An 18,680-nucleotide genomic window follows, 5' to 3' on the forward strand; every position below is an offset into this window, starting at 1 on the left:
ATTCGAGAGGCCAGAATGCACGACAGGACGTTTTCCACACCGGTCGCCCTAACCGTTGGCGCCGGCTACAAGCGGACGATCGCTTCGTTCTCCGAGATGCACGAGTTCCTGACCGAGTTCCCGCCTTCGCGCCGGCGGCTGAGCTATGGCGCCGCGGTAAAGGCCTGCGAGGCGGCACGCGCCGGCGAGATCTCGGCCGAAGCGGCACGCGACGCCCTGATCACCTTCGCCGTGACGGCCGGCATCCTCTGGCCGGCCGCCCAGCCGGCAGTCTCGGTCAAGCCGGTCGCCCGGGGCCTCGGCGGCTACGCCGCCTGACGCAACCTCTTCGTCATCATGGCCGGCCGGAGATGCGGTCCGTTGTCGGTGGTTTTAGGTCGGCAGATCCTAAATCAGCTGCCTTCTGATGCTCATCCGGGTCACCGCAGTCACAAGAATGGCGCCGATCATGAAATAGATGGTCGCGACAATGTCGCCCTGGTGGAAATAATAACCGGAGTTGAGAAGCGCCAGGACCACGGCGAAGAACGCCACAAGGCGCAAGGGTTCATTGGGCATGCGTGCCAATTCTCGCTGTTGCTGCTGAATGCTGCTGAAGCGGCCGCCCTCACGACCGTGCGCTCCATAAAATGTTTTGGCGCGTTTTGCAATCTCGGCAGATCGTCCCCTATCCACCGCTTCCCCAGCCGCCCCAGGTTCAGGCGAATGCCCTGCCCTCCTCGCTGCGCTGGAACATCGTCAGGTCCAGTCCGAGGCTCGGCTTGCCCAGAATGGTCAGGATCGCATGCGCCTGGCCGCGGTGGTGGGTCTGGTGGTTGAAGAAGTGGTCGAGCGCCGGCGCCAGCCGCTGCGAGACGGTGCGCATATCCGAGACGGTCATGTAGGAGAAGCGGCCCGACAGCGCCTTGTCGCTCAGGCCGTCGACCCAGTCGATGATCCGTTTGTCCTCGGCCTCGCGCGCCAGCCGCAAGCCGGGCAAGGCGCGATGCAGGATCGTGTCGAGCCTTGCCGGCGCGTCGCCCTCGCCGGTGAAGCGTTTCATCCAGATACGGTCGGCTGCCAGGAGGTGGTTGAGCGTTCCCATCATCGATGCGAAGAAGACGCCGATATTGCGGTCGAACTCTTCCTCGTCGAGATCGGCGGCGGCATCGTAGATGCGGCCATTGGCCCATTGATTGTAGGCCGCAAACATCCTGAAATGCTGTTTCATTCTTCTCTCGACCTGCGAGACCCTGTTTCGCGTGGGTCTGTTTCGGGCATAGTTAGACTGCAAGGACGCTGCCGCCAATGACCATTCTGCTCTACGACCTTGTCGGACGCGACGCCGCCCGCCCATTCAGCCCACATTGCTGGAAGGCGGCGATGGCGCTGGCCCACAAAGGGCTCGACATCACCAGCGTGCCGACCCGTTTTCTCGAAGTGCCGAAGGTGGAAGGCGGCGTCTCGAAGCTCGTTCCGGTGATCCGCGACGGCGAGACGGTGGTCGCCGATTCCTTCGCTATCGCGCTCTATCTCGAGGAGGCCTATCCCGAGCGGCCGACATTGTTTTCCGGCGACGGCGGCAAGGCGACGGCGCGCTTCATCGAACGCTGGTCGCAGCTGACCATCCATCCCTACGTCACCACCGCTGCGATATTGGACCTGCACGCCATGCAGGACGAGGCGAACGCCGCCTATTTCCGGCAGAACCGCGAGCAGCGCTTCGGCAAGCGCCTGGAGGCGGTATACACCACCCGCGACGCTGGGCTCGCCAGCTTCCGGGCCTCGCTGGAGCCGCTCCGCTCGATGCTTGGCTATCAGCCCTTCATCGGCGGCCCGTCGCCGCTATTTGCCGACTACATCGTTTTCGGCGCGCTGCAATGGGCGCGCATCGCCACGCCCTACCGGCTGCTCGACGACAGCGACGTCGTGGCGCAATGGTTCGAACGATGCCTCGATCTGCATGGCGGCCTCGGCCGCACCGTCGCGCCGGCGGCGCTCGCCTCGCTTGAGAGTTGAAATCGGCAGTTTTACAGCGGCGCCACATTTTGTTCTTGCTTTGTGCCGGCAGCTATGCTACTAATCTGGGTATGGTGCTAATTGGCTCCAACGACCCGCCCGGCTTGCCGAGGCGGGTTTTGTTTGCCGATCAAGGTCCAACGGCGCAGATGGCGGCAATGTCGCCGGGCCTCGGCTAAAGCGCGTCGCGTTCGACCGGCCTCATGCGATGCGCTTTAGGTTCTTGTTTTGATGCATGTCGTTAGCGCAAAACCGCTGCACACTTTTGCGCGACATGCATTAGAATTGCCGCCCCGGCGAAATGCGACAATGCGGGGCGAAGCGCCTCATCACTGCCCGGATCGAAGCAAACAAGACGAAAGTCCGGCGAACCGGACAATCACAACAGAGGCAGCGCGCCATGACCGCAAACCCAGAGTTCCCGGCCGACTTTCGCGCCGGGCTCGCCAATCTTTTCCTGTGGCGACGCGACGTCAGGCGGTTCAAGCCGACGCTGCTCCCCGAAGGGGCGCTGGAGCGGCTGCTCGAGCTTGCCAGCGCCGCGCCGTCTGTCGGGCTGAGCCAGCCCTGGCGCTTCGTTATCGTCGAGAGCGAAGCATGCCGCGCCGCCGTTAGGGCATGCTTCGAGCGCTGCAACGCGGAGGCACTCGCAAATTTTTGCGGTGAACGCGCCGCGCTCTATGGGCGCCTGAAGCTTGCCGGCCTGAATGAGGCGCCCTGCCAGCTTGCGGTTTTCGCCGACCGCACAACCGAGCAAGGGCATGGGCTCGGCCGCCTGACCATGCCAGCCACCATAGACTATTCCGCTGTCATGGCGGTTCACACGATGTGGCTGGCGGCGCGCGCCGAAGGAATAGGCATGGGCTGGGTCTCGATCCTCGATCCGGCCGAGATGGTGACGATCCTGGACGCACCGCCGGAGTGGACGCTGATCGGCTATTTCTGCGTCGGCTATCCAAGCGAGGAACACAGCGTGCCGGAACTGGAACGGCAAGGCTGGGAAGTCCGGCGCGCTTCGATCGTGATAAAACGGTAGTGCAACGGCGGCGCTGCCATTCTCGTTGCAGGAAAGCCATTCTCTTTGCAGAGAAGCCATTCTCTTTGCAGGGGAGAATGACTCCTCCCCTGCAGGGCAGAATGGATGTCATGGATGTTTCGCCGATCGTCAGCATCGCCGACGAGAGACCAAGGCAAAGCCAGTCGTGACGGCCTTGACCTGAGGAAGGGCATAGAATGTTTCGCTGCGAGGTGCAGGCCGAGATCTGGGTCTATCCGGGAAAGGGCGGCTGGCATTTCGTGACGCTGCCGCCGGAACCTGGAGCATGGATCAAGACGGCGATGGTGGGGACGGCAAGGCCCTGGGGCTCGCTTGGCGTGGAAGCCGCCATCGGCCAGACCAGATGGCGGACATCGCTGTTTCCCGACAAGAAATCCGGCAGCCTGCTCTTACCGATCAAGACGGCGGTGCGGGTCCGCGAAGGCCTTGGGGCTGGCGACACGGCCAATCTGACGATCGAGATAGAGCTATGACACATTAGGTCTGGCTGACGGCGACGCGCTGTGTGCCCACCTCCCCTTGGCAAGCCGGCGGGCGGCTTGTATAGAGCCCGCCACCCTCAATTCCACTCTCCATCACAAGGACGATCCCATGGCGCTCGAACGCACCTTTTCCATGATCAAGCCGGACGCGACCCGTCGCAATCTCACCGGCGCCATCACCAAGATACTGGAAGATGCCGGCCTGCGCGTCGTCGCTTCGCGCCGGGTGTGGATGAGCCGCCGCGAGGCGGAAGGTTTCTATGCCGTCCACAAGGAGCGTCCGTTCTTCGGCGAGCTGGTCGAGTCGATGTCGTCGGGCCCGACCATCGTGCAGGTGCTGGAAGGCGAGAACGCCATTGCCAAGAACCGCGAAGTGATGGGCGCCACCAATCCGGCAAGCGCCGCCGAAGGCACCATCCGCAAGCTGCACGCGCTGTCGATCGGCGAGAATTCCGTGCATGGTTCCGATGCGCCGGAAACCGCCGCGCAGGAGATCAAATACTGGTTCTCGGACACCGAAATCGTCGGCTGAGCCGGCATCCTAAACCCCATCAAAAAGGCCGGCGCAACGCCGGCCTTTTTCGTTAGCAGACATTTTCAGCTTCAGGCTCCTCGACGGGTCATGGGTGCGTTAAGCTCGAGGGCACGGATCAAACGCGGTCGCGACAACGGAGCCGACCAAGCCATGACCAGCACCATTCCCGGCTTGTTTCAGGGCACCGAGATGCCGACCGGCGGCTGGTGGGAGGCGTTGTGGCCCGACCCTGCCGGGGTGTTGACGGCGGTGGGAATGAAGCCCGGCATGGATGTGGTCGATCTCTGCTGCGGCGACGGCTGGTTCACGCTGCCAATGGCCAGGGTCGTTCGTCAGGTCATCGCCATCGACATCGATGCCGATCTGCTCGAAGTCGCCCGGCGGCGGCTGGCCGACGGAGGCGCGAGCAATTGCGAGTTTGTGGCGGGCGACGCCTATGAGCTTGCCGGGCTGGTGCCCCGGCCCGTCGACTTCGTCTTCATGGCCAACGCTTTCCATGGCGTTCCGGACCGGCCGCGCCTTGCCCGCGCCGTGCGGGCGACGCTTGGCAGGGCCGGTCGTTTTGCCATCGTCAACTGGCACCAGAAGCCGCGCGAGCAGACCACGGTTCTGGGCGAGCCGCGCGGACCGAAGACCGAGCTGAGGCTGTCACCCGAACAGACCACCGCGGCTGTGGAAGCAAGCGGGTTCAAGCTCGCCGAGCTGGTTGATGTGCCGCCCTATCACTATGGCGCGGTATTCAAACTCGCGACAAATTGAGAATGCCTGGTGTATGCGGTCGTCGCCCGATAGATCTCGCCCGCCGCCCCCTAGCGGCGGGTTCTGCCAGTCTATTTCGCCTGGCGTTCCTTCACGTTCGCATGTTCGTTCGCCGCTTCCGTGTCGGTGGCCGGCGTCTGTGTATCGTGACCGGTGAACGGGCTGCCCTGCCCGGGCGCGAGATCGCCGCTATGACCAGCCTTGTTGGTCTGGAAAGGCTGGCTGTCAGGACTGAGACCATGTTGAAGGGCATCGAACAGATGGTCGTCCGCCTTGGCAAGGCCGGTGAAGGCAAGGAGCGATGCACCGGTGGCGGCAAGGATAAGCGCGTGCGTTTTCATGTCTGGACTCCTTTGAGTTAAGGCCAGAACGAGCCGCAGCCATTCTGGCGGCATCAACGAAGGGACAAACATCCCTTTTGCCTTACCCGCCATCGTATGAGGACGTAACGCGCGCTCTGTCCGGTTTATTCCGGCTGAAACACAACGTGATCGACATGCGGCCGATCAGGCGACCGAATAGCCGCCATCGGCGAGCAGGCCGTGGCCGGAGACGAACGAGGCGTCATCGGAAGCAAGGAAGGCCACGACCGTCGCTATCTCTTCCGGCGAGCCAGCCTTTGATGCGCCGCTTCGGCCTGACGTCTGCGCCGCCACCACAGGTGTGATCGTTTCGGAACGGTCCAAGGCCTGTTGAGAATCAGGGCAGGCCGAGCCGGTGCAGGCCTCACCTGAATATCGACAAGTCTCAACTCGCAGCATTGAACCGCAGGATGACGCGGTCATCCTTGTCGGCGATGATGAGCTTGCCGGCGTCGATATGGTACGACGCTGCCTTGGCTAGCGCCTCGAACAGCGCCTTTTCCTCGGCCATGACCTGAGGCGCGCAGGCCTTGAAGGTCGAGCCGATGTCGCTGATGGCGATCGTCGAGCCGTCTACCCTGGCGGTGGCGAAGTAGACGTTGCAAGGGCCGCTGCCGCCGGCCTTGCCGGCTTCGCTGATCCGGAATGTCGCCCGCGGCTCGGCAATCACGCCGATGCCATCGATATATTCGACCAGCCAGCTTTGGCCGAACACGGAGGCTGCCGCCGGCTCATCGCTCGGCGCCGCCATTTTCAGCGTGATGGTCTGTAGCGCGTCGCTGAGCGGATCGACCTGGTGGCGCGTGTCGGTGACGAACAGCAGCCGGTCGTCGACAGTGATGCGCGCCTGCAGAGCGTAGGTCATATCAGGCCGGATCACCTGCGGATCGAAGCTGATCTCGAACTTGATCGGCACCTGGCCGGCCGGCACCACCTTGCGCTCACCGATGATTGCGGCCGGCGCATCGGCCAGCGACACGTCGGCAAGCTGCACGGAAAGCACGGCATTGGGCGGCAGCGCGATGCGCTCGCGATACATCACCTCGCCCTTGAGGGACCTTTCGGCAGCCACGGAACGATCCGGAACGGCAAGTATGCCGACGGCTAGCGGCACCAGTCCGAAGATGAAGAACTCGGCGATCCTGTCCAGCATGATCCTGCTCCCCTTCCGGCAAAGGGTTTCGCAGGATTGCGGTCAATGAATGGCCGGCGGCGTATGGGCATGGCTGTCCCAGGGATTTATTTGGACGGCGGGCGCTTCCAACGGTCCGCCGCCTTGTCGTCGGCATCCTTGGCGTCGACCCAGTTGCCCTCGGAACCGTCGCTATGGTGTTCCTTTTTCCAGAACGGCGCCCGTGATTTCAAATAATCCATCAGGAAATTCGCGGCGTCGAACGCCGCCTGCCGGTGGGCGGAAGCAGCCACTACCAGCACGATGTTTTCGCCCGGCGCGATCTTGCCGTGGCGATGGATGACGGTGAGCCCCTGCAGCGGCCAGCGCTCGATTGCCTCGCAGGCGATGCGGGATATCTCGGCTTCCGCCATGCCGGGATAATGTTCGAGCTCGAGCGCGGAGAGCCTGCCTTGCTCGTCGCGGCAGAGGCCGGAGAAGGTCACCACAGCGCCGATGTCGTTGCGACCCCTGGTCAGCCTGGCGATCTCGGCGGCGACGTCAAAATCCTCCGCCTGGATGCGCACGACAGGCACCACCGCGGACATGGTTCAGCCACCGGTCATCGGCGGGAACAGCGCGATCTCGCGCGCGCCGGCAATCTTCTCGTGGTGCTCGACATGTTCCTGGTTGATGGCGACGCGGATCACGTCAGGATATTGCAGCGCGTTCTCGTACTCCTCGCCGCGCGATTTCAGCCAGCGCAACAGGTCGGCGACCGTTTCGATGCCGGCCGGCAGTTCGACCTCTTCCTCCGGTCTGCCGATCCGCTCGCGCACCCAGGCGAAATAGATGAGCTTCGTCGACATTTTATTCATCCATGATGTGCTTGAGGCCGGCGCGGAAATAGTCGTAGCCGGTGTAGAGCGTCACCAGGGCTGCGATCCACAGCAGCACCAGCCCGGTCTGGGTGGTCAGCGGGAAGATCTTGTCGCCGGCGGGACCTGCAAGCAGGAAGGCGATGGCGATCATCTGGATGGTGGTCTTCCATTTGGCGAGCTGCGTCACCGGCACCGAGACCTTCAAGGCCGCCAGATATTCGCGCAGGCCCGAGACCAGGATCTCGCGGCACAGAATGATGATCGCCGCCCATAGCGACCAGCCGGCGATGCCGGCATGGCGGTCGGTGTCGGCGGCAAGCAGCAGCAGGCAAGTGGCGACCAGCAGCTTGTCGGCGATCGGGTCGAGCATCTTGCCGATGTTGGAGGTCTGCTGCCAGGCGCGCGCCAGATAGCCGTCGAAGTAATCGGTGATCGAGGCGAGCAGGAAAATGATGAGCGCCGACCAGCGGGCGAAGTCGCTCGATTTCAGATGCCCTTCCAGGAAGAAGCACAGCACGACCAACGGCACCGCCAGAATGCGGGCATAGGTGAGCATGTTAGGCAGGTTGAACGCGCGCTGGGCCATGTTTGGGAACTCTTTCTGCCTGCTTAGTCAAATCAGAAGCGAATGTGGGGGGTCAACAGGCCAGAATCGATTAGCCAGCCGAAATATCGGCAATAGATCTTAGCTCTCGTGAAAATGATTGTAGACCAATTTCGCCACCTGCTCGGAAATGCCGTCAACCTTGACCAGATCCTCAACGGCGGCGCGGCTGACCGCCTTGGCCGTGCCGAAATGCATCAGCAGCGCGCGCTTGCGGCCGGGGCCGATGCCGCTGATCTCGTCGAGCGGGCTCTTGACCATCTCCTTCTTGCGGCGGGCGCGGTGCGAACCGATGGCGAAGCGATGGACCTCGTCGCGCAGCCGCTGGACGAAATAGAGCACCGGATCGCGTACGGGCAGCGAGAATGAGTCCCTGCCCTTGACGAAGAAGCGTTCGCGGCCGGCGTCACGGTCCTGACCCTTGGCGATGCCGATGGCCACGACGCGGTTCTCGATGCCGAGATCGGACAGGATCTTGCGCACCGCCGTCATCTGGCCTTGGCCGCCGTCGATGAGGATGACGTCGGGCCAGGCCGGAAAGCCGCCGGCGTCCTCGACATCGTCGCCCGGTCCGGTAGCGCCCGCCTCGTCCGCACTCTCGGTTTGCGGGGCATCGCCATGTTCCTTCAACAGCCGCGAGAAGCGCCGCTGCATCACCTCGCGCATCATGCCGAAATCGTCGCCCGGCGTGATCTCGGTCGAGCGGATGTTGAACTTTCGATACTGGTTCTTCACAAACCCTTCCGGCCCGGCGACGACCATGGCGCCGACGGCGTTGGTGCCCATGATGTGCGAGTTATCATAGACCTCGATGCGCACCGGCGGCTTTTCCAGGCCGAAGGTCTCGGCAAAGCCGGTGAGCAGCCGCGCCTGGGTCGAGGTCTCGGCGAGCCGTCGGCCGAGCGCTTCGCGCGCGTTCTGCAGCGCGTTGTCGGTCAGGTCCTTCTTCTCGCCGCGCTGCGGCACCGAGATCGACACCTTGCGGCCGGCGCGCGTGGAGAGCGCCTCCGCCAGCAATTCCTGGTCCTCGACGCCATACGACAACAGGATGGTGCGTGGCGTCGGCTTGTCGTCGTAGAACTGCGCCAGGAACGAACCCAGCACCTCGCCAGCTTCGAGCGCCGGATCGGCCTTGGGAAAATAGGCGCGGTTGCCCCAGTTCTGGCCGGTGCGGAAGAAGAACACCTGGATGCAGACCTGGCCGCCCTCCTGATGAATGGCGAAGACGTCGGCCTCGTCGACAGTCTGCGGATTGATGCCTTGATGGCTCTGCACATGCGACAGCGCCGCCAGCCGGTCGCGATAGATGGCGGCGCGTTCGAAATCGAGGTTCTCCGAAGCCTGCTGCATGGCGGCGGAGATCTCCGTCTTCACCTTCTGGCTGCGGCCGGAGAGAAAATCCTTCGCCTCGGCGACAAGCCTTGCATAGTCGCCATGCGAGATCTCGCCGGTGCACGGGCCGGCACAGCGCTTGATCTGGAACAAAAGGCAAGGCCGGGTGCGGTTCTCGTAGAAGGAGTTGGTGCAGCTCCTGAGCAGGAAGGCGCGCTGCAGCGAATTGATGGTGCGGCCGACGGCGCCGGCTGAGGCAAAGGGGCCGAAATAGTCGCCCTTGCGCGAGCGCGCGCCGCGATGCTTGTAGATGCCGGGGGAGACATGGTCGCCGGTCAACAGGATATAGGGAAACGACTTGTCGTCGCGCATCAGCACGTTGAAGCGCGGCCGCAAGCGCTTGATGAGGTTGGCTTCAAGCAGCAGCGCTTCGATCTCGGTGCGGGTGACGACGAACTCCATCGTCGACGTCTCGCGCACCATGCGGCCGATGCGGCTGGTGTGGAACCGACCTTGCGCGTAGTTGGTGACCCGCTTCTTCAGGCTGCGTGCCTTGCCGACATAGAGCACGTCGCCGGCGGCATTCATCATGCGGTAGACGCCGGGCGCGTTGGGCAGCCGCTTGACCAGCGTCTGGATCACCTCGGCGCCGACCATGCCGTCGGCATCGCCGGCATGCGGCGTCCAGTCGATGGCGGTGAAGGTGACGTCCGGACCAGCGGCTGCAGGCTCGACGACCTCCTCGGCTGCCTCGTCCTCGAGGTCGATTTCGGGCGGCAGGTCGTCGGCGCCGCCGCGCGTTTTTTGTTTCTGGTCCATGGGGCTCATTCCGTCATGCCTGTCACATCGGGCGTCTGCCATGCAAGATGCTGGCCGCCGTCAAGCGCGATCATCTGGCCGGTGACCGAGCGTGCCGCCCAGAGGTAACGGATGGTGTCACCGAATTCGGGCAATTCCGGGCCGCGCTTCAGGATCAGGCCGGCAATCTGCGCGTCGAAATCGCTGTCGTGCTGGCGCGTGTTCTTCAAGGTCGGGCCCGGACCGATGGCGTTGACGCGGATGCGGGGACCCAGCGCCTGCGCCATCATCTCGGTCGCTGCCCACAAGGTCGACTTCGACAGCGCATAGGAGAAATAACGCGGCGTCGGCCGCCAGACGCGCTGGTCGATCATGTTGACGATCAACCCCTCACTGCTCTGCGGCAAGGCCCGGGCGAAAGTCTGCGCCAACAGAGCCGGCGCCTTGACATGCACGGCGAAATGGCGATCCCAGGCCGGCCAGTCGAAATCGTCAACACTGTCGTGCTCGAACAGCGAGGCGTTGTTGACCAGCAGCGACACCGGTCCGAGCGCCGCCGCCGCGCGGCCGACAAGGTTGCCGACGGCGTCCATGTCGGTCAGGTCGGCAGCAACCACAGCGGCCCTGCCGTCTCGACCAAAATGACCACTGTTGATCCCGGCCGCCAGTGCCTCCGCCTCGGCCAGCGAGCGATTACAGTGAATGGCGACGGCAAAACCGTGCGCAGCAAGATCCTCGACGATCGCCCTGCCGATCCGCTTCGCCCCGCCTGTCACCAGTGCCGTCGCGGCGACCTTGCTCATCTGTCAATCCTCAATCTGATGCCGATTCCGACCTGCCGGGACCGGGCCGGCAAAATATGGCCTGCCAAGTGTTAAATCCCATTTCCACCTGGGGCAGGATTGTGGCAAAGTGGCCCGGTCGGCATTCTGGCTCGACCGGAATCCGGGCCAGCCCGACCGCAATATAGGGCGCGGGAGCCCTTGCACCAAGCCGTGTGCAGTGCAGCACGGCGAACCTGCTGACATCTCGCTGTTGCGAAGATGCAACGTCAAGGTTCTGCCTCATTCGTGCCAGGGAATGACCCAAGTTCAGGTTCGCTTCAGCCGCATTTCGACACGACATTTGGAACCGTTGAACGCCGGATCCGTTTCACCCCCCGGACGGGTTGAGGGCGCTCATGAAAAAACAAGCCTGTGTCCTGTGGCTTAAGGAGTAAAGAACAATGCAAGCCAATCTTAAATTTGCGCGACCGCTCGCGGTGGCGTTTGGGCTGTTCGCCCTCGGCGGAACCGCCTATGCCGCGGACGTGGTTCAGGAAGAGCCGCCGGCACCTGCCCCGATCGCCGAACTTCCGGTCGCATCCTGGGCCGGCCCCTATGCCGGTGTGAGCGTCGGCTACGGCTTCGCCGGCCATGCCGATGCCAAAACCGTTGGTGTCGACATCGATACCAAGGGCTTCGTCGGCGGCGTCTTCGGCGGCTACAACTGGCAGCAGGAGAACTTCGTCTACGGTGCCGAAGCCGATATCGGCTATAACGGCGTCAAGGGCGACGATGCCGGCATCGAGGCCAAGGGCGGCGTCGAAGGCTCGCTGCGCGCTCGCCTCGGCTACGCTGTTACCCCGGAAATCCTGCTCTACGGCACCGCCGGTGGCGCGCTGAAGAACCAGAAGGTGGAAGCCGCCGGCTTCAGCGACACCAACACCATGCTCGGCTGGACGGCCGGCGTCGGCACCGACATCAAGATCACCGACAATGTGTTCGGCCGTGTCGAGTACCGCTACACCGATTTCGGCGACAAGAACTTCGACGGTATCGGCAAGGTCAAGTCGACCGACAATCGCGTCACTTTCGGCGTCGGTGTGAAGTTCTAAGTCGTCCAAGCCACGACACGAAAAAGCCGGGCCTCGCGCCCGGCTTTTTTTGTGCCCGGTGCCCATCCTGTCGGCATGGGCACGCGTGATCTCGAGGTCAGCGTTGAGCCAGCATCCGGTCGACCAGGACCAGAACTTCGGCTGCTGCGATGAAACCGAGGGCGATAGTGGCGGCATTCGACATGACTGCGACCCAGCCATTGGCGGACACATCTATGAACGGGTAAGCGTATTTCCCTTCAGCGACACCACGAGCCAGGGCATAAGCGAGATAGGCCAGGGGATAGAGCGCCCATAGAAGCGGATCGCGCCACGAGAGCCTCCCCTTTCGCGTGAATAGAAGCCAGAACAATAAGACAAGGACAGGATTGAGTTGGTGGAGCAGAAAGGTTGCTTCGGCGGTCGCGCCAGCCAAAGTGCGCAGCCCTTGGAGCAACACCGCGAAAATCACCCCGACCAGGGCCATCACGGCAGCCGTCCACGCCACCAGCGTTGGATGGTCGAAACGCTCCCCGAGGAGCGCTATGGCTGCGAATACAATGGCGACAAGACCGTTGGTCAGGATCGTGAAATATCCCACCAACACCCACAGCGAGCCAAGCATCGATGCACCGCCCTTGATCAAGGTGCTGAGTTCAAGGCCAATGCCAGTGCACGCGGATAGACAAATGATCAGGGCAAACAAGCGCTGTATCAAATCGCCCTCCCCCACCGGCTTACGTTTGAGAAAGCGACGATAAGACTGGGCGGAACGTCTGTCGACCAAAATGCCCCCAAGACCAACCTTCCAGCCTCGCCGGCCCGGCTCACTCCCAGCATGTCGAAATTGGCCGTTGCGCCTCCCCCGCCAGGAATCCGCTAAAGCGCGTCGCGTTCGACCGGCGGCATGCGACGCGCCTTAGGTTCCTGTTTTATGCATGTCGTTATCACAAAACCGCTGCACACTTTTGCGCGACATGCATTAGGGGAAGATCGGTAGCTTCGCCATCCCCGCCCTCAAGCCGGGATGCCGGGCTTCAGCTCCGGGAATTTCTCGTCGAAGCGTGCCGCCCAGCGCGTCAGCCGGCCGCGGCCCTTTTCCCATTTTCCGGCGAAGCGCAGCGAGAGATAGCCGAGGCAAGCGCGCAGCGCGATCTGGCCGACAGTGATTTTCTTCGGCAGCTTCGGCGGGTTGGCGTTGAGCAGATCGAGCGCGGCCGAAATCTTGCTCCACTGGCGCTCGAGCCAAGGCTGGTAGACCATCTGTTCGGGCCGCGTGCGCCGCTCATAGACCATCGACAGCGCGCAGTCGCAGATGCCGTCGGCCAACGCCTCCAGCACCTCCGCCTCGAGGCGCTTGTCGGGATTGCGCGGAAACAATGCGTTCTTCGACATCCGGTTGAGATGCTGGGTAATGGCGCGGCTGTCGTGGACCGAGCGGCCGTCGTCCAGCACCAGCACCGGGATCTTGCCGAGCGGATTGGCGCCGATCAGCGCGGCCGGCTTTTCCTCGGTCTTTATCGGCACGAGATCGACCGCAATGCCGGCATGAAGTGCTGCCATGCGCACCTTGGAACTGTAGGGAGAAGTAGACGCGTAGAGCAGTCTGGGCATTGTCGATTCCTGTTTACCGGCTACAGCTCCATATGTCCTGTTGGACGCGCAAGAGGACGCGGTAGCATTGTGACTTCGCGCATGACCCCCACCGAAAATCGATTCCGATTGGGGCTCGTGCGTGGGCACTGTTGACCGATCATGCTGGCTTCATCAACGGCCAGAGGCGGAAAACCGCGCCGCCAGCACGCAGCCATTGTCTCGACTTCAATCTGGATGCGATGAGCCGGAGGTGCGGCGGCAGAAGCGAGCAGGTCGGACAATCCAAATCCGATCAGCTACCAACTCGGCCTTGCACCGAAGGTTGGTCTTTGGCAGCCACGAAATCCCACCGGACTTCGCCGCGTGGCGAAGTCCTGGGAGCTGCGAAAAGACATCTTCCTCCCGCCTCTTTCTCGTCCTGCCCGACCGTCAGCTAGCAAGCGAGGCGCCTGTCCGGCATCCCGCCCTGGCTGTCTTGAGTACTGTCCCCGGCGATCGGAGAGCGGCGACTACTTCTTGGCCTTCGCCTTTGCGGGCGCTGCCTTCGGCTTGGCCGCGGGCGCTGCTTTCTTCACTGCTGCGGAAGATTTTGCAGCGGCGGCCTTTGCCGGTGCTGCCTTCTTCGCAGCGGGTTTCGCAGCGGCCTTTGCAGCCGGCTTCTTGGCCGGTGCCGCCTTCTTTGCCGGTGCAGCCTTGGCCTTGGCCGGTGCTGCTTTTGCCTTGGCAGGTGCTGCTTTCTTCACGGCTGGTTTTGCCGCCGCCTTGGCGGCCGGCTTTTTCGCCGGCGCTGCTTTTGCCTTAGGCGCGGCGGCCTTCGCTTTGGCAGCGGGTGCTGCTTTCTTCACAGCAGTTGCGGCCTTTGCCGCCGCTGCTTTTACTGGTGCTTTCTTTGCCGGTGCCTTGGATGCCGGCGCTTTGGATGACTGCTTAGCCATATCATGCCCCTTCCGTTGTGCCGACGGCCGTTATTGACCCGGCGCGCAATGCATATCTGACTCGCGGCTTGCTAGCCAGCGAAGCATTAGAATGATTTCTGCAGCTTAAGTTTCGGTTACGGCGAGCGCGCGACCATTTTACCGGTGCAAAAATCGGCTGCGAATCTTTGTGTCGCGCAGCGAAGTTCTGCGACAGAAATTCTGCTCGCTCTATCTCGACCGGTCTTCGCGTCAAGCTCAGGACCTTTTCGACCAGCTCTGCGCTTCAACGTCCGACGCTCAGCGCGAACATTGTCAAGAGCGAAGGCGGTCGCCCGCCTCGTCTTGTCCGAAACGATAAACTACAGGTAAGTACGAAGCAACGCGACGAGCACGCCGCTGCACTATCTTGCACGACGCGATGAAAATAAGCAGATAGCTCGCATTTCTGAAAGACAGGATATCGCTCGATAGATCCGGTCGAGCCGATCTCCTAATCGAAAACGCTCGGCCGTTCAGGCGCCGAGCGGCTCGCGCTGCTTCTGCAGCCGGCGCGAAGGCTCGGCCCTGTGGAGATGGACGGCGAAGGTATCCCATGGCGGCGTGACGGAAATCTGCGCCAGGATGCGCCCCGCTTCACCGCGATGATAGACGCCGTTCAGTACGACGTGGGTCAGCATTTCCTGTCGCGACATCAATGCCTTATCCCCGTCGGTGAACACGAATGCGACGGGCTCGGAGAGCTGTTGCGACGAAACGGTTTCGAGATAATCGAGATACCACCGATCGGTCGCCGCGACTGCGGCACGAAGTTCGTCGAGGGCCGGCGTGTCCTCGATGTTGTCGGCGGAGTAGCCATGGCTTGCACCAACCAGGTGGGCTGAGAATATCGGCGACACCACATGGCTGTGATCGATGAGCCGTATCACGGCCTGCCGTTCCTTGCCGTGAACGGGCGGGTCGAGACTGACGAGCCTTTCCAGCAGTTCGTCATTTGCCCAGGCCTGATAGGCAAACAGGCTGCGAAGCAGGGCGTGCGCACTCATGGTCGGTGTCCTTTTCTGGAAATGCGAGTATGTTGTTCATATTTTCAGGAGAATGGGCGGGCGTGTCTACTCGCATTGCAAAACCGTATCCGCGCATGCGCAAGCAGCCGCGCCAGGCGCGTTCCAGGGCGACCGTAGAGGCGATCGTCGAGGCAGGGGCTCATGTTCTGAGCGGGCTGGGCTGGGCCGGCTTCACCACCAACAAGGTGGCCGAGACTGCGGGCGTGAGCATCGGCACGCTCTACCAGTATTTTCCCGACAAGCTTTCCCTGCTCGAAGCCGTCCGGCGCCGTCATTTCGATCATGTGCTGTCGGTCATTCGCGATTCGGCGGAAGGCCAAAAGCCGCTCAGGAAATTCGCGCAGGAGCTGGTGCGCGGCATGATCGCGGCGCACAGCATTCACCCGACACTGCATCAGGTGCTGCTCGACGAGGCGCCGGGCGATCGCGGCTCCAGGGCCGCCCACGCTTCGTTCCAGACACAATATCTCAACCACTACGCGACCGCCGTCGCCGCCTATCGCAAGCCAAGGAAAGGCGCCGACATGGAGACCGTCGCGCGCGTGCTGTCGTCGGCGATCGAAGGTGTGATCCATAACGCGGCACGCCGGAACATGCTCGCCGCGCCGGAGCTGCAAAAGCAACTCGTCGAACTGATCTGCGCCTACCTATCGGGCGCGGGCCGCATCGGTCGATAGCGCAGGGCACGGCGGAAGTCGGGGATTTCTGTACGTCGGATTCAAACCCGGCTCATGAGATGCGGCAAGGCCGATGCCAGCAATGCCGCACCTGATGCGGCCAAGAGCGTGAGGACGATCTTTCGAAACGTTGCTTCGCTGATGCCGATGTAGAGTCTCGCGCCAAGGAGTGTCGGTATCAACATCGCCGGCGCGACGATGGCAAACATCGGCAGCATTTCGAGCTTGATCTTTCCGGTCGCAAGATAGGCGGCCATCGTCATGGAGAGGGTCACAAGGTTGAAATTCTGGATGACAATGCGCTGCCTGTCCTTTTCCCATTGCCGCAGCACGCACCACAACGTTGGAACCGGGCCGGTGAAGCCGCCAAGCCCGCCCATGATGCCGCCAACCAGACCTATTGCACCGTCTGCAACAGGACCCCCGAGCGTGATGGGAGGGAGGCGACGGGCAAAAAGCATCAAGGGACACCAAACGACCAGCAGCGCGCCGAAGATCAACTTGAACAAGTGCACATCCAGCAGGGGCAGGATGGCGACACCGACCGGAATTCCTATGGTCCCGCCGATCAGGAATGGCAGCAGAAGCTTGAGGTCGAAACCCCGGCGGACGGTGACGGCGGCGATGATTTGGCCGGTGAGCGCCCCAAAGACCGCCATGGCAGCAGCAAGCTGGGGCTCCACGGTCCAAACCCAAAACGACATGGCAACCAGGCTGAAAGCCAACCCGGACAGCCCTTGGACGAAACCTGCAACGACCGCCCCAATTGCAACAATATAAACAAGCGAATCCATGTAGTGCTGTTTCCCCGCAAAGTGATCGATGTGGCCGGTTGGCGTTGACCTGCATGGAAATCTACGATTTTCGCAACCTCCGTCCGACCTTGAGCGCCGGACAGTCCACACACCAAAGAGGTATGAATGCCCCCCTTGCCGAGCTTGGCATTTGTCACATGGTTTTCGGCTGACCCCAGATCAGCCGCGGCTTTCTATGCGAATTTCGGAATTGTCTTCAGGCAAGAGCAGCACGGCTCCGGTCCGATACATTTCGCGTTCCAAGGTCAAGGGCTCGCGATCGAACTCTATCCGGCAAACGAAGGAACGACGGCGGAAGGAGCGGGAACGATGATCGGCTTCGAGGTCACCGACGCGGACGAAGCGGCTTCTGCCGCGAAGGCCAATGGTTTTGGAATCATTGCGGATGTCAAGGCGACGGCTATGGGCAGGCGTGTGATCGTCCGCGATCCTGACGGCCGTCAGGTGTTTCTTTTCTCGACCACCTAAGTGACGCAACAATCCATCGGGAATCGGAAGGCACTGGTTCAGCGCAGGACGCGGCAGCGGCCGTTGTAGACCATCCAGCGGTCGAAGCCCGAGACGCAGAATTCGACATTGTCGCCTATCGAGGCAAAGCCTTGGCCTTCCTCGATCAGATACCAGATGGTGCGGGCGTGGCCGTCGGAGAGGCTGACGGTGGCGCCGCAATAATGGCGGCCGATTGGCCAGGTGTCGTCGGCCGGCAGATAGCGATGCTGGTGGATGCGCTGGAAGTCGACGATCTGCACATCCGGCAGATGCGGCACGTGATGCACCTGATACGAGAAGCGGTCGGTGATTTTGTTCAGCACCCAGGCCTCGCCGCAGACGCCGCTGTCCTCATCGGTATAGATTGCAAGGTCGGCGGCCTGCACCGCCTGAGTAACGCCGAGAGGCGCAGCCAGCGGCGTGCAAACGGCGAGCAGTGCGGCAAGGGCGGATTGGGCGAAGCGAGTCATGGCAGCCTCTCAAGGTCGACTGCGCGCACTGTGCGGATTCGCTGACGCGCGGTCAAGCGGTTGTAGTGACGATGGTTACGGTGACGATGGTTGCGCTGAGGGAACGGCAAGGACCGCACCTCAAACTACTCTCCCGCCAGCCAGTCCAGCGTCCAATGCGATGGCTGCTCGACAGCAAGCAGCCGGTGCAGCGCCGGCAGCAGCGTCCGCAACTCGCCCTCCAGGGTGAAGGGCGGATTGACCATCACCATGCCGCAGCCGTCGAGGCTCGGCTTGACCGAGGCCGGCCTGATCTCAAAGCCGACGTCGAGCAGCCTGGGAATGCCCGTTTGCTTCAGCGCCTTTCGGAAGGCGGCGACCGCCTTGCGGTCCTTGAGCGGATACCACAGCGCGTAAATGCCGCCTGGCCAGCGCCGATGGGCTCTTTGCAGCGCGTCGACCAAGCGACCGAACTCGCCCTCTTCCTCGAAAGGCGGATCGATGAGCACGAGGCCGCGCTTCTCCTTTGGCGGCAGATGCGCGCCGAGCGCCAGCCAGCCGTCGAGCTCGATCACCCGGGTCTGGAAGTCACCGTCGAACAGCGCCTTCAGCCTGGCAGCATCCTTAGGGTGCAGCTCGACCGCCGACAGCCGGTCCTGCTTGCGCAGCAGGTGCCGGGCGATCAGCGGCGAACCCGGGTATTTTTTCACGCCGCCGTCCGGATTGAGCGAACGGACGGCTCCAAGATACGGTGCCAGCAATGCCGCCGCCGGGGCGTCGAGGGGGGCCAGGGGCCCCCCCCCGCGAAACCCCCAAGAAAATGGAGGGCAGATGAGAGAAAGATATGAAAAACAGAATAAAAAAAAAAAACAAAAAACACACAAAAAAAAAATTAATAA

25 protein-coding genes and 1 pseudogene are annotated in these 18,680 nt (G+C 62.5%); 10 read left to right on the forward strand and 16 right to left on the reverse strand.

The features are described 5' to 3' along the window. Positions 1 to 15: 15 nt before the first annotated feature. Positions 16 to 318, forward strand: a complete 303-nt coding sequence (locus tag NKH63_RS10495) for a DUF982 domain-containing protein (protein WP_352452964.1) — start codon at positions 16 to 18, stop codon at positions 316 to 318. Between the two features lie 69 nt (positions 319 to 387). Here NKH63_RS10495 and NKH63_RS10500 read toward each other — a convergent pair whose 3' ends face one another. Both NKH63_RS10500 and NKH63_RS10505 read right to left on the reverse strand, forming a co-directional pair. After that, positions 388 to 558, reverse strand: a complete 171-nt coding sequence (locus tag NKH63_RS10500) for a hypothetical protein (protein WP_023677663.1) — start codon at positions 556 to 558, stop codon at positions 388 to 390. A 139-nt stretch (positions 559 to 697) separates the two neighbouring features. Further along, entirely contained in the window at positions 698 to 1,210 is a 513-nt protein-coding gene (locus tag NKH63_RS10505; RefSeq protein ID WP_023719779.1) for a DinB family protein, read from the reverse strand. A 77-nt stretch (positions 1,211 to 1,287) separates the two neighbouring features. Here NKH63_RS10505 and NKH63_RS10510 point away from each other — a divergent pair, with 77 nt between their 5' ends. From NKH63_RS10510 to NKH63_RS10530, 5 genes are all read left to right on the forward strand, one after another. Continuing rightward, positions 1,288 to 1,998, forward strand: coding sequence for a glutathione S-transferase family protein (locus tag NKH63_RS10510; RefSeq protein WP_352481783.1), 711 nt, complete (start codon positions 1,288 to 1,290; stop codon positions 1,996 to 1,998). Positions 1,999 to 2,398: 400 nt separating this feature from the next. Beyond that, the gene (gene bluB / locus NKH63_RS10515; RefSeq protein ID WP_352481784.1) at positions 2,399 to 3,034 is read left to right on the forward strand and encodes a 5,6-dimethylbenzimidazole synthase; all 636 of its coding nucleotides are present in this window, start codon (positions 2,399 to 2,401) and stop codon (positions 3,032 to 3,034) included. 197 nt (positions 3,035 to 3,231) lie between these two features. Next, positions 3,232 to 3,528 carry a DUF1905 domain-containing protein gene (locus tag NKH63_RS10520; protein WP_352481785.1) on the forward strand — a complete coding sequence of 99 codons (297 nt, stop codon included), beginning with the start codon at positions 3,232 to 3,234 and terminating at the stop codon, positions 3,526 to 3,528. Between the two features lie 118 nt (positions 3,529 to 3,646). Then, positions 3,647 to 4,069 (forward strand): nucleoside-diphosphate kinase, encoded by a 423-nt coding sequence (ndk, locus tag NKH63_RS10525; protein ID WP_023719783.1) that lies wholly within the window; start codon positions 3,647 to 3,649, stop codon positions 4,067 to 4,069. Positions 4,070 to 4,222: 153 nt separating this feature from the next. Beyond that, complete coding sequence (locus NKH63_RS10530; protein WP_031194223.1) at positions 4,223 to 4,831, forward strand: class I SAM-dependent methyltransferase; 609 nt, start codon at positions 4,223 to 4,225, stop codon at positions 4,829 to 4,831. A 71-nt stretch (positions 4,832 to 4,902) separates the two neighbouring features. Here the strand turns inward: NKH63_RS10530 and NKH63_RS10535 are convergent, their stop codons facing one another. The 8 genes from NKH63_RS10535 to NKH63_RS10570 all read right to left on the reverse strand — a co-directional run bounded on the left by NKH63_RS10535 (position 4,903) and on the right by NKH63_RS10570 (position 10,722). Beyond that, on the reverse strand, positions 4,903 to 5,172 hold the full coding sequence (locus NKH63_RS10535) for a hypothetical protein (RefSeq protein WP_023719785.1): 270 nt from the start codon (positions 5,170 to 5,172) through the stop codon (positions 4,903 to 4,905). Positions 5,173 to 5,337: 165 nt separating this feature from the next. After that, positions 5,338 to 5,517, reverse strand: a complete 180-nt coding sequence (locus NKH63_RS31330) for an SDR family oxidoreductase (protein ID WP_023719786.1) — start codon at positions 5,515 to 5,517, stop codon at positions 5,338 to 5,340. Positions 5,518 to 5,578: 61 nt separating this feature from the next. Continuing rightward, a complete protein-coding gene (locus tag NKH63_RS10545) occupies positions 5,579 to 6,346 on the reverse strand; it encodes a YbaY family lipoprotein (protein ID WP_023719787.1) in 768 nt (255 codons plus the stop codon). A gap of 86 nt (positions 6,347 to 6,432) precedes the next feature. Continuing rightward, complete coding sequence (locus tag NKH63_RS10550) at positions 6,433 to 6,912, reverse strand: molybdenum cofactor biosynthesis protein MoaE (protein WP_023719788.1); 480 nt, start codon at positions 6,910 to 6,912, stop codon at positions 6,433 to 6,435. Positions 6,913 to 6,915: 3 nt separating this feature from the next. Next, positions 6,916 to 7,173 (reverse strand): molybdopterin converting factor subunit 1, encoded by a 258-nt coding sequence (gene moaD, locus NKH63_RS10555; RefSeq protein WP_023719789.1) that lies wholly within the window; start codon positions 7,171 to 7,173, stop codon positions 6,916 to 6,918. Position 7,174: 1 nt separating this feature from the next. Continuing rightward, the gene (gene pgsA, locus NKH63_RS10560) at positions 7,175 to 7,771 is read right to left on the reverse strand and encodes a CDP-diacylglycerol--glycerol-3-phosphate 3-phosphatidyltransferase (RefSeq protein ID WP_352481786.1); all 597 of its coding nucleotides are present in this window, start codon (positions 7,769 to 7,771) and stop codon (positions 7,175 to 7,177) included. A 99-nt stretch (positions 7,772 to 7,870) separates the two neighbouring features. After that, positions 7,871 to 9,949 carry an excinuclease ABC subunit UvrC gene (gene uvrC, locus NKH63_RS10565; protein WP_352481787.1) on the reverse strand — a complete coding sequence of 693 codons (2,079 nt, stop codon included), beginning with the start codon at positions 9,947 to 9,949 and terminating at the stop codon, positions 7,871 to 7,873. Continuing rightward, positions 9,946 to 10,722, reverse strand: a complete 777-nt coding sequence (locus NKH63_RS10570) for an SDR family oxidoreductase (protein ID WP_023719796.1) — start codon at positions 10,720 to 10,722, stop codon at positions 9,946 to 9,948. The genes uvrC and NKH63_RS10570 overlap by 4 nt, the downstream gene beginning before the upstream one ends. A gap of 422 nt (positions 10,723 to 11,144) precedes the next feature. Between NKH63_RS10570 and NKH63_RS10575 the strand changes: the two genes are divergently transcribed. Beyond that, positions 11,145 to 11,795 carry an outer membrane protein gene (locus NKH63_RS10575; RefSeq protein ID WP_352917838.1) on the forward strand — a complete coding sequence of 217 codons (651 nt, stop codon included), beginning with the start codon at positions 11,145 to 11,147 and terminating at the stop codon, positions 11,793 to 11,795. A gap of 97 nt (positions 11,796 to 11,892) precedes the next feature. Here NKH63_RS10575 and NKH63_RS10580 read toward each other — a convergent pair whose 3' ends face one another. Further along, entirely contained in the window at positions 11,893 to 12,561 is a 669-nt protein-coding gene (locus NKH63_RS10580) for a Pr6Pr family membrane protein (RefSeq protein WP_352481788.1), read from the reverse strand. Between the two features lie 230 nt (positions 12,562 to 12,791). Further along, entirely contained in the window at positions 12,792 to 13,388 is a 597-nt protein-coding gene (locus NKH63_RS10585) for a glutathione S-transferase family protein (RefSeq protein ID WP_352481789.1), read from the reverse strand. 498 nt (positions 13,389 to 13,886) lie between these two features. Here NKH63_RS10585 and NKH63_RS10590 point away from each other — a divergent pair, with 498 nt between their 5' ends. Then, positions 13,887 to 14,342 (forward strand): hypothetical protein, encoded by a 456-nt coding sequence (locus NKH63_RS10590; RefSeq protein WP_023719800.1) that lies wholly within the window; start codon positions 13,887 to 13,889, stop codon positions 14,340 to 14,342. A gap of 457 nt (positions 14,343 to 14,799) precedes the next feature. Here the strand turns inward: NKH63_RS10590 and NKH63_RS10595 are convergent, their stop codons facing one another. Continuing rightward, positions 14,800 to 15,330, reverse strand: a complete 531-nt coding sequence (locus NKH63_RS10595; protein WP_352791488.1) for a DinB family protein — start codon at positions 15,328 to 15,330, stop codon at positions 14,800 to 14,802. Between the two features lie 62 nt (positions 15,331 to 15,392). Between NKH63_RS10595 and NKH63_RS10600 the strand changes: the two genes are divergently transcribed. Continuing rightward, positions 15,393 to 16,028, forward strand: a complete 636-nt coding sequence (locus tag NKH63_RS10600; protein ID WP_502895886.1) for a TetR/AcrR family transcriptional regulator — start codon at positions 15,393 to 15,395, stop codon at positions 16,026 to 16,028. Between the two features lie 41 nt (positions 16,029 to 16,069). Here the strand turns inward: NKH63_RS10600 and NKH63_RS10605 are convergent, their stop codons facing one another. After that, positions 16,070 to 16,822, reverse strand: coding sequence for a sulfite exporter TauE/SafE family protein (locus NKH63_RS10605; RefSeq protein ID WP_352481791.1), 753 nt, complete (start codon positions 16,820 to 16,822; stop codon positions 16,070 to 16,072). Between the two features lie 126 nt (positions 16,823 to 16,948). Between NKH63_RS10605 and NKH63_RS10610 the strand changes: the two genes are divergently transcribed. Next, complete coding sequence (locus NKH63_RS10610) at positions 16,949 to 17,311, forward strand: VOC family protein (protein ID WP_352481792.1); 363 nt, start codon at positions 16,949 to 16,951, stop codon at positions 17,309 to 17,311. A 38-nt stretch (positions 17,312 to 17,349) separates the two neighbouring features. Here NKH63_RS10610 and NKH63_RS10615 read toward each other — a convergent pair whose 3' ends face one another. Both NKH63_RS10615 and NKH63_RS10620 read right to left on the reverse strand, forming a co-directional pair. Then, entirely contained in the window at positions 17,350 to 17,802 is a 453-nt protein-coding gene (locus tag NKH63_RS10615) for a hypothetical protein (RefSeq protein ID WP_352481793.1), read from the reverse strand. A 125-nt stretch (positions 17,803 to 17,927) separates the two neighbouring features. Next, a pseudogene (locus NKH63_RS10620) lies at positions 17,928 to 18,569 on the reverse strand (23S rRNA (adenine(2030)-N(6))-methyltransferase RlmJ); the annotation flags it as partial. Between the last annotated feature and the right edge of the window lie 111 nt (positions 18,570 to 18,680).

This window comes from Mesorhizobium sp. M0960, from assembly GCF_040319055.1.
Taxonomy (GTDB): Bacteria; Pseudomonadota; Alphaproteobacteria; order Rhizobiales; family Rhizobiaceae; genus Mesorhizobium.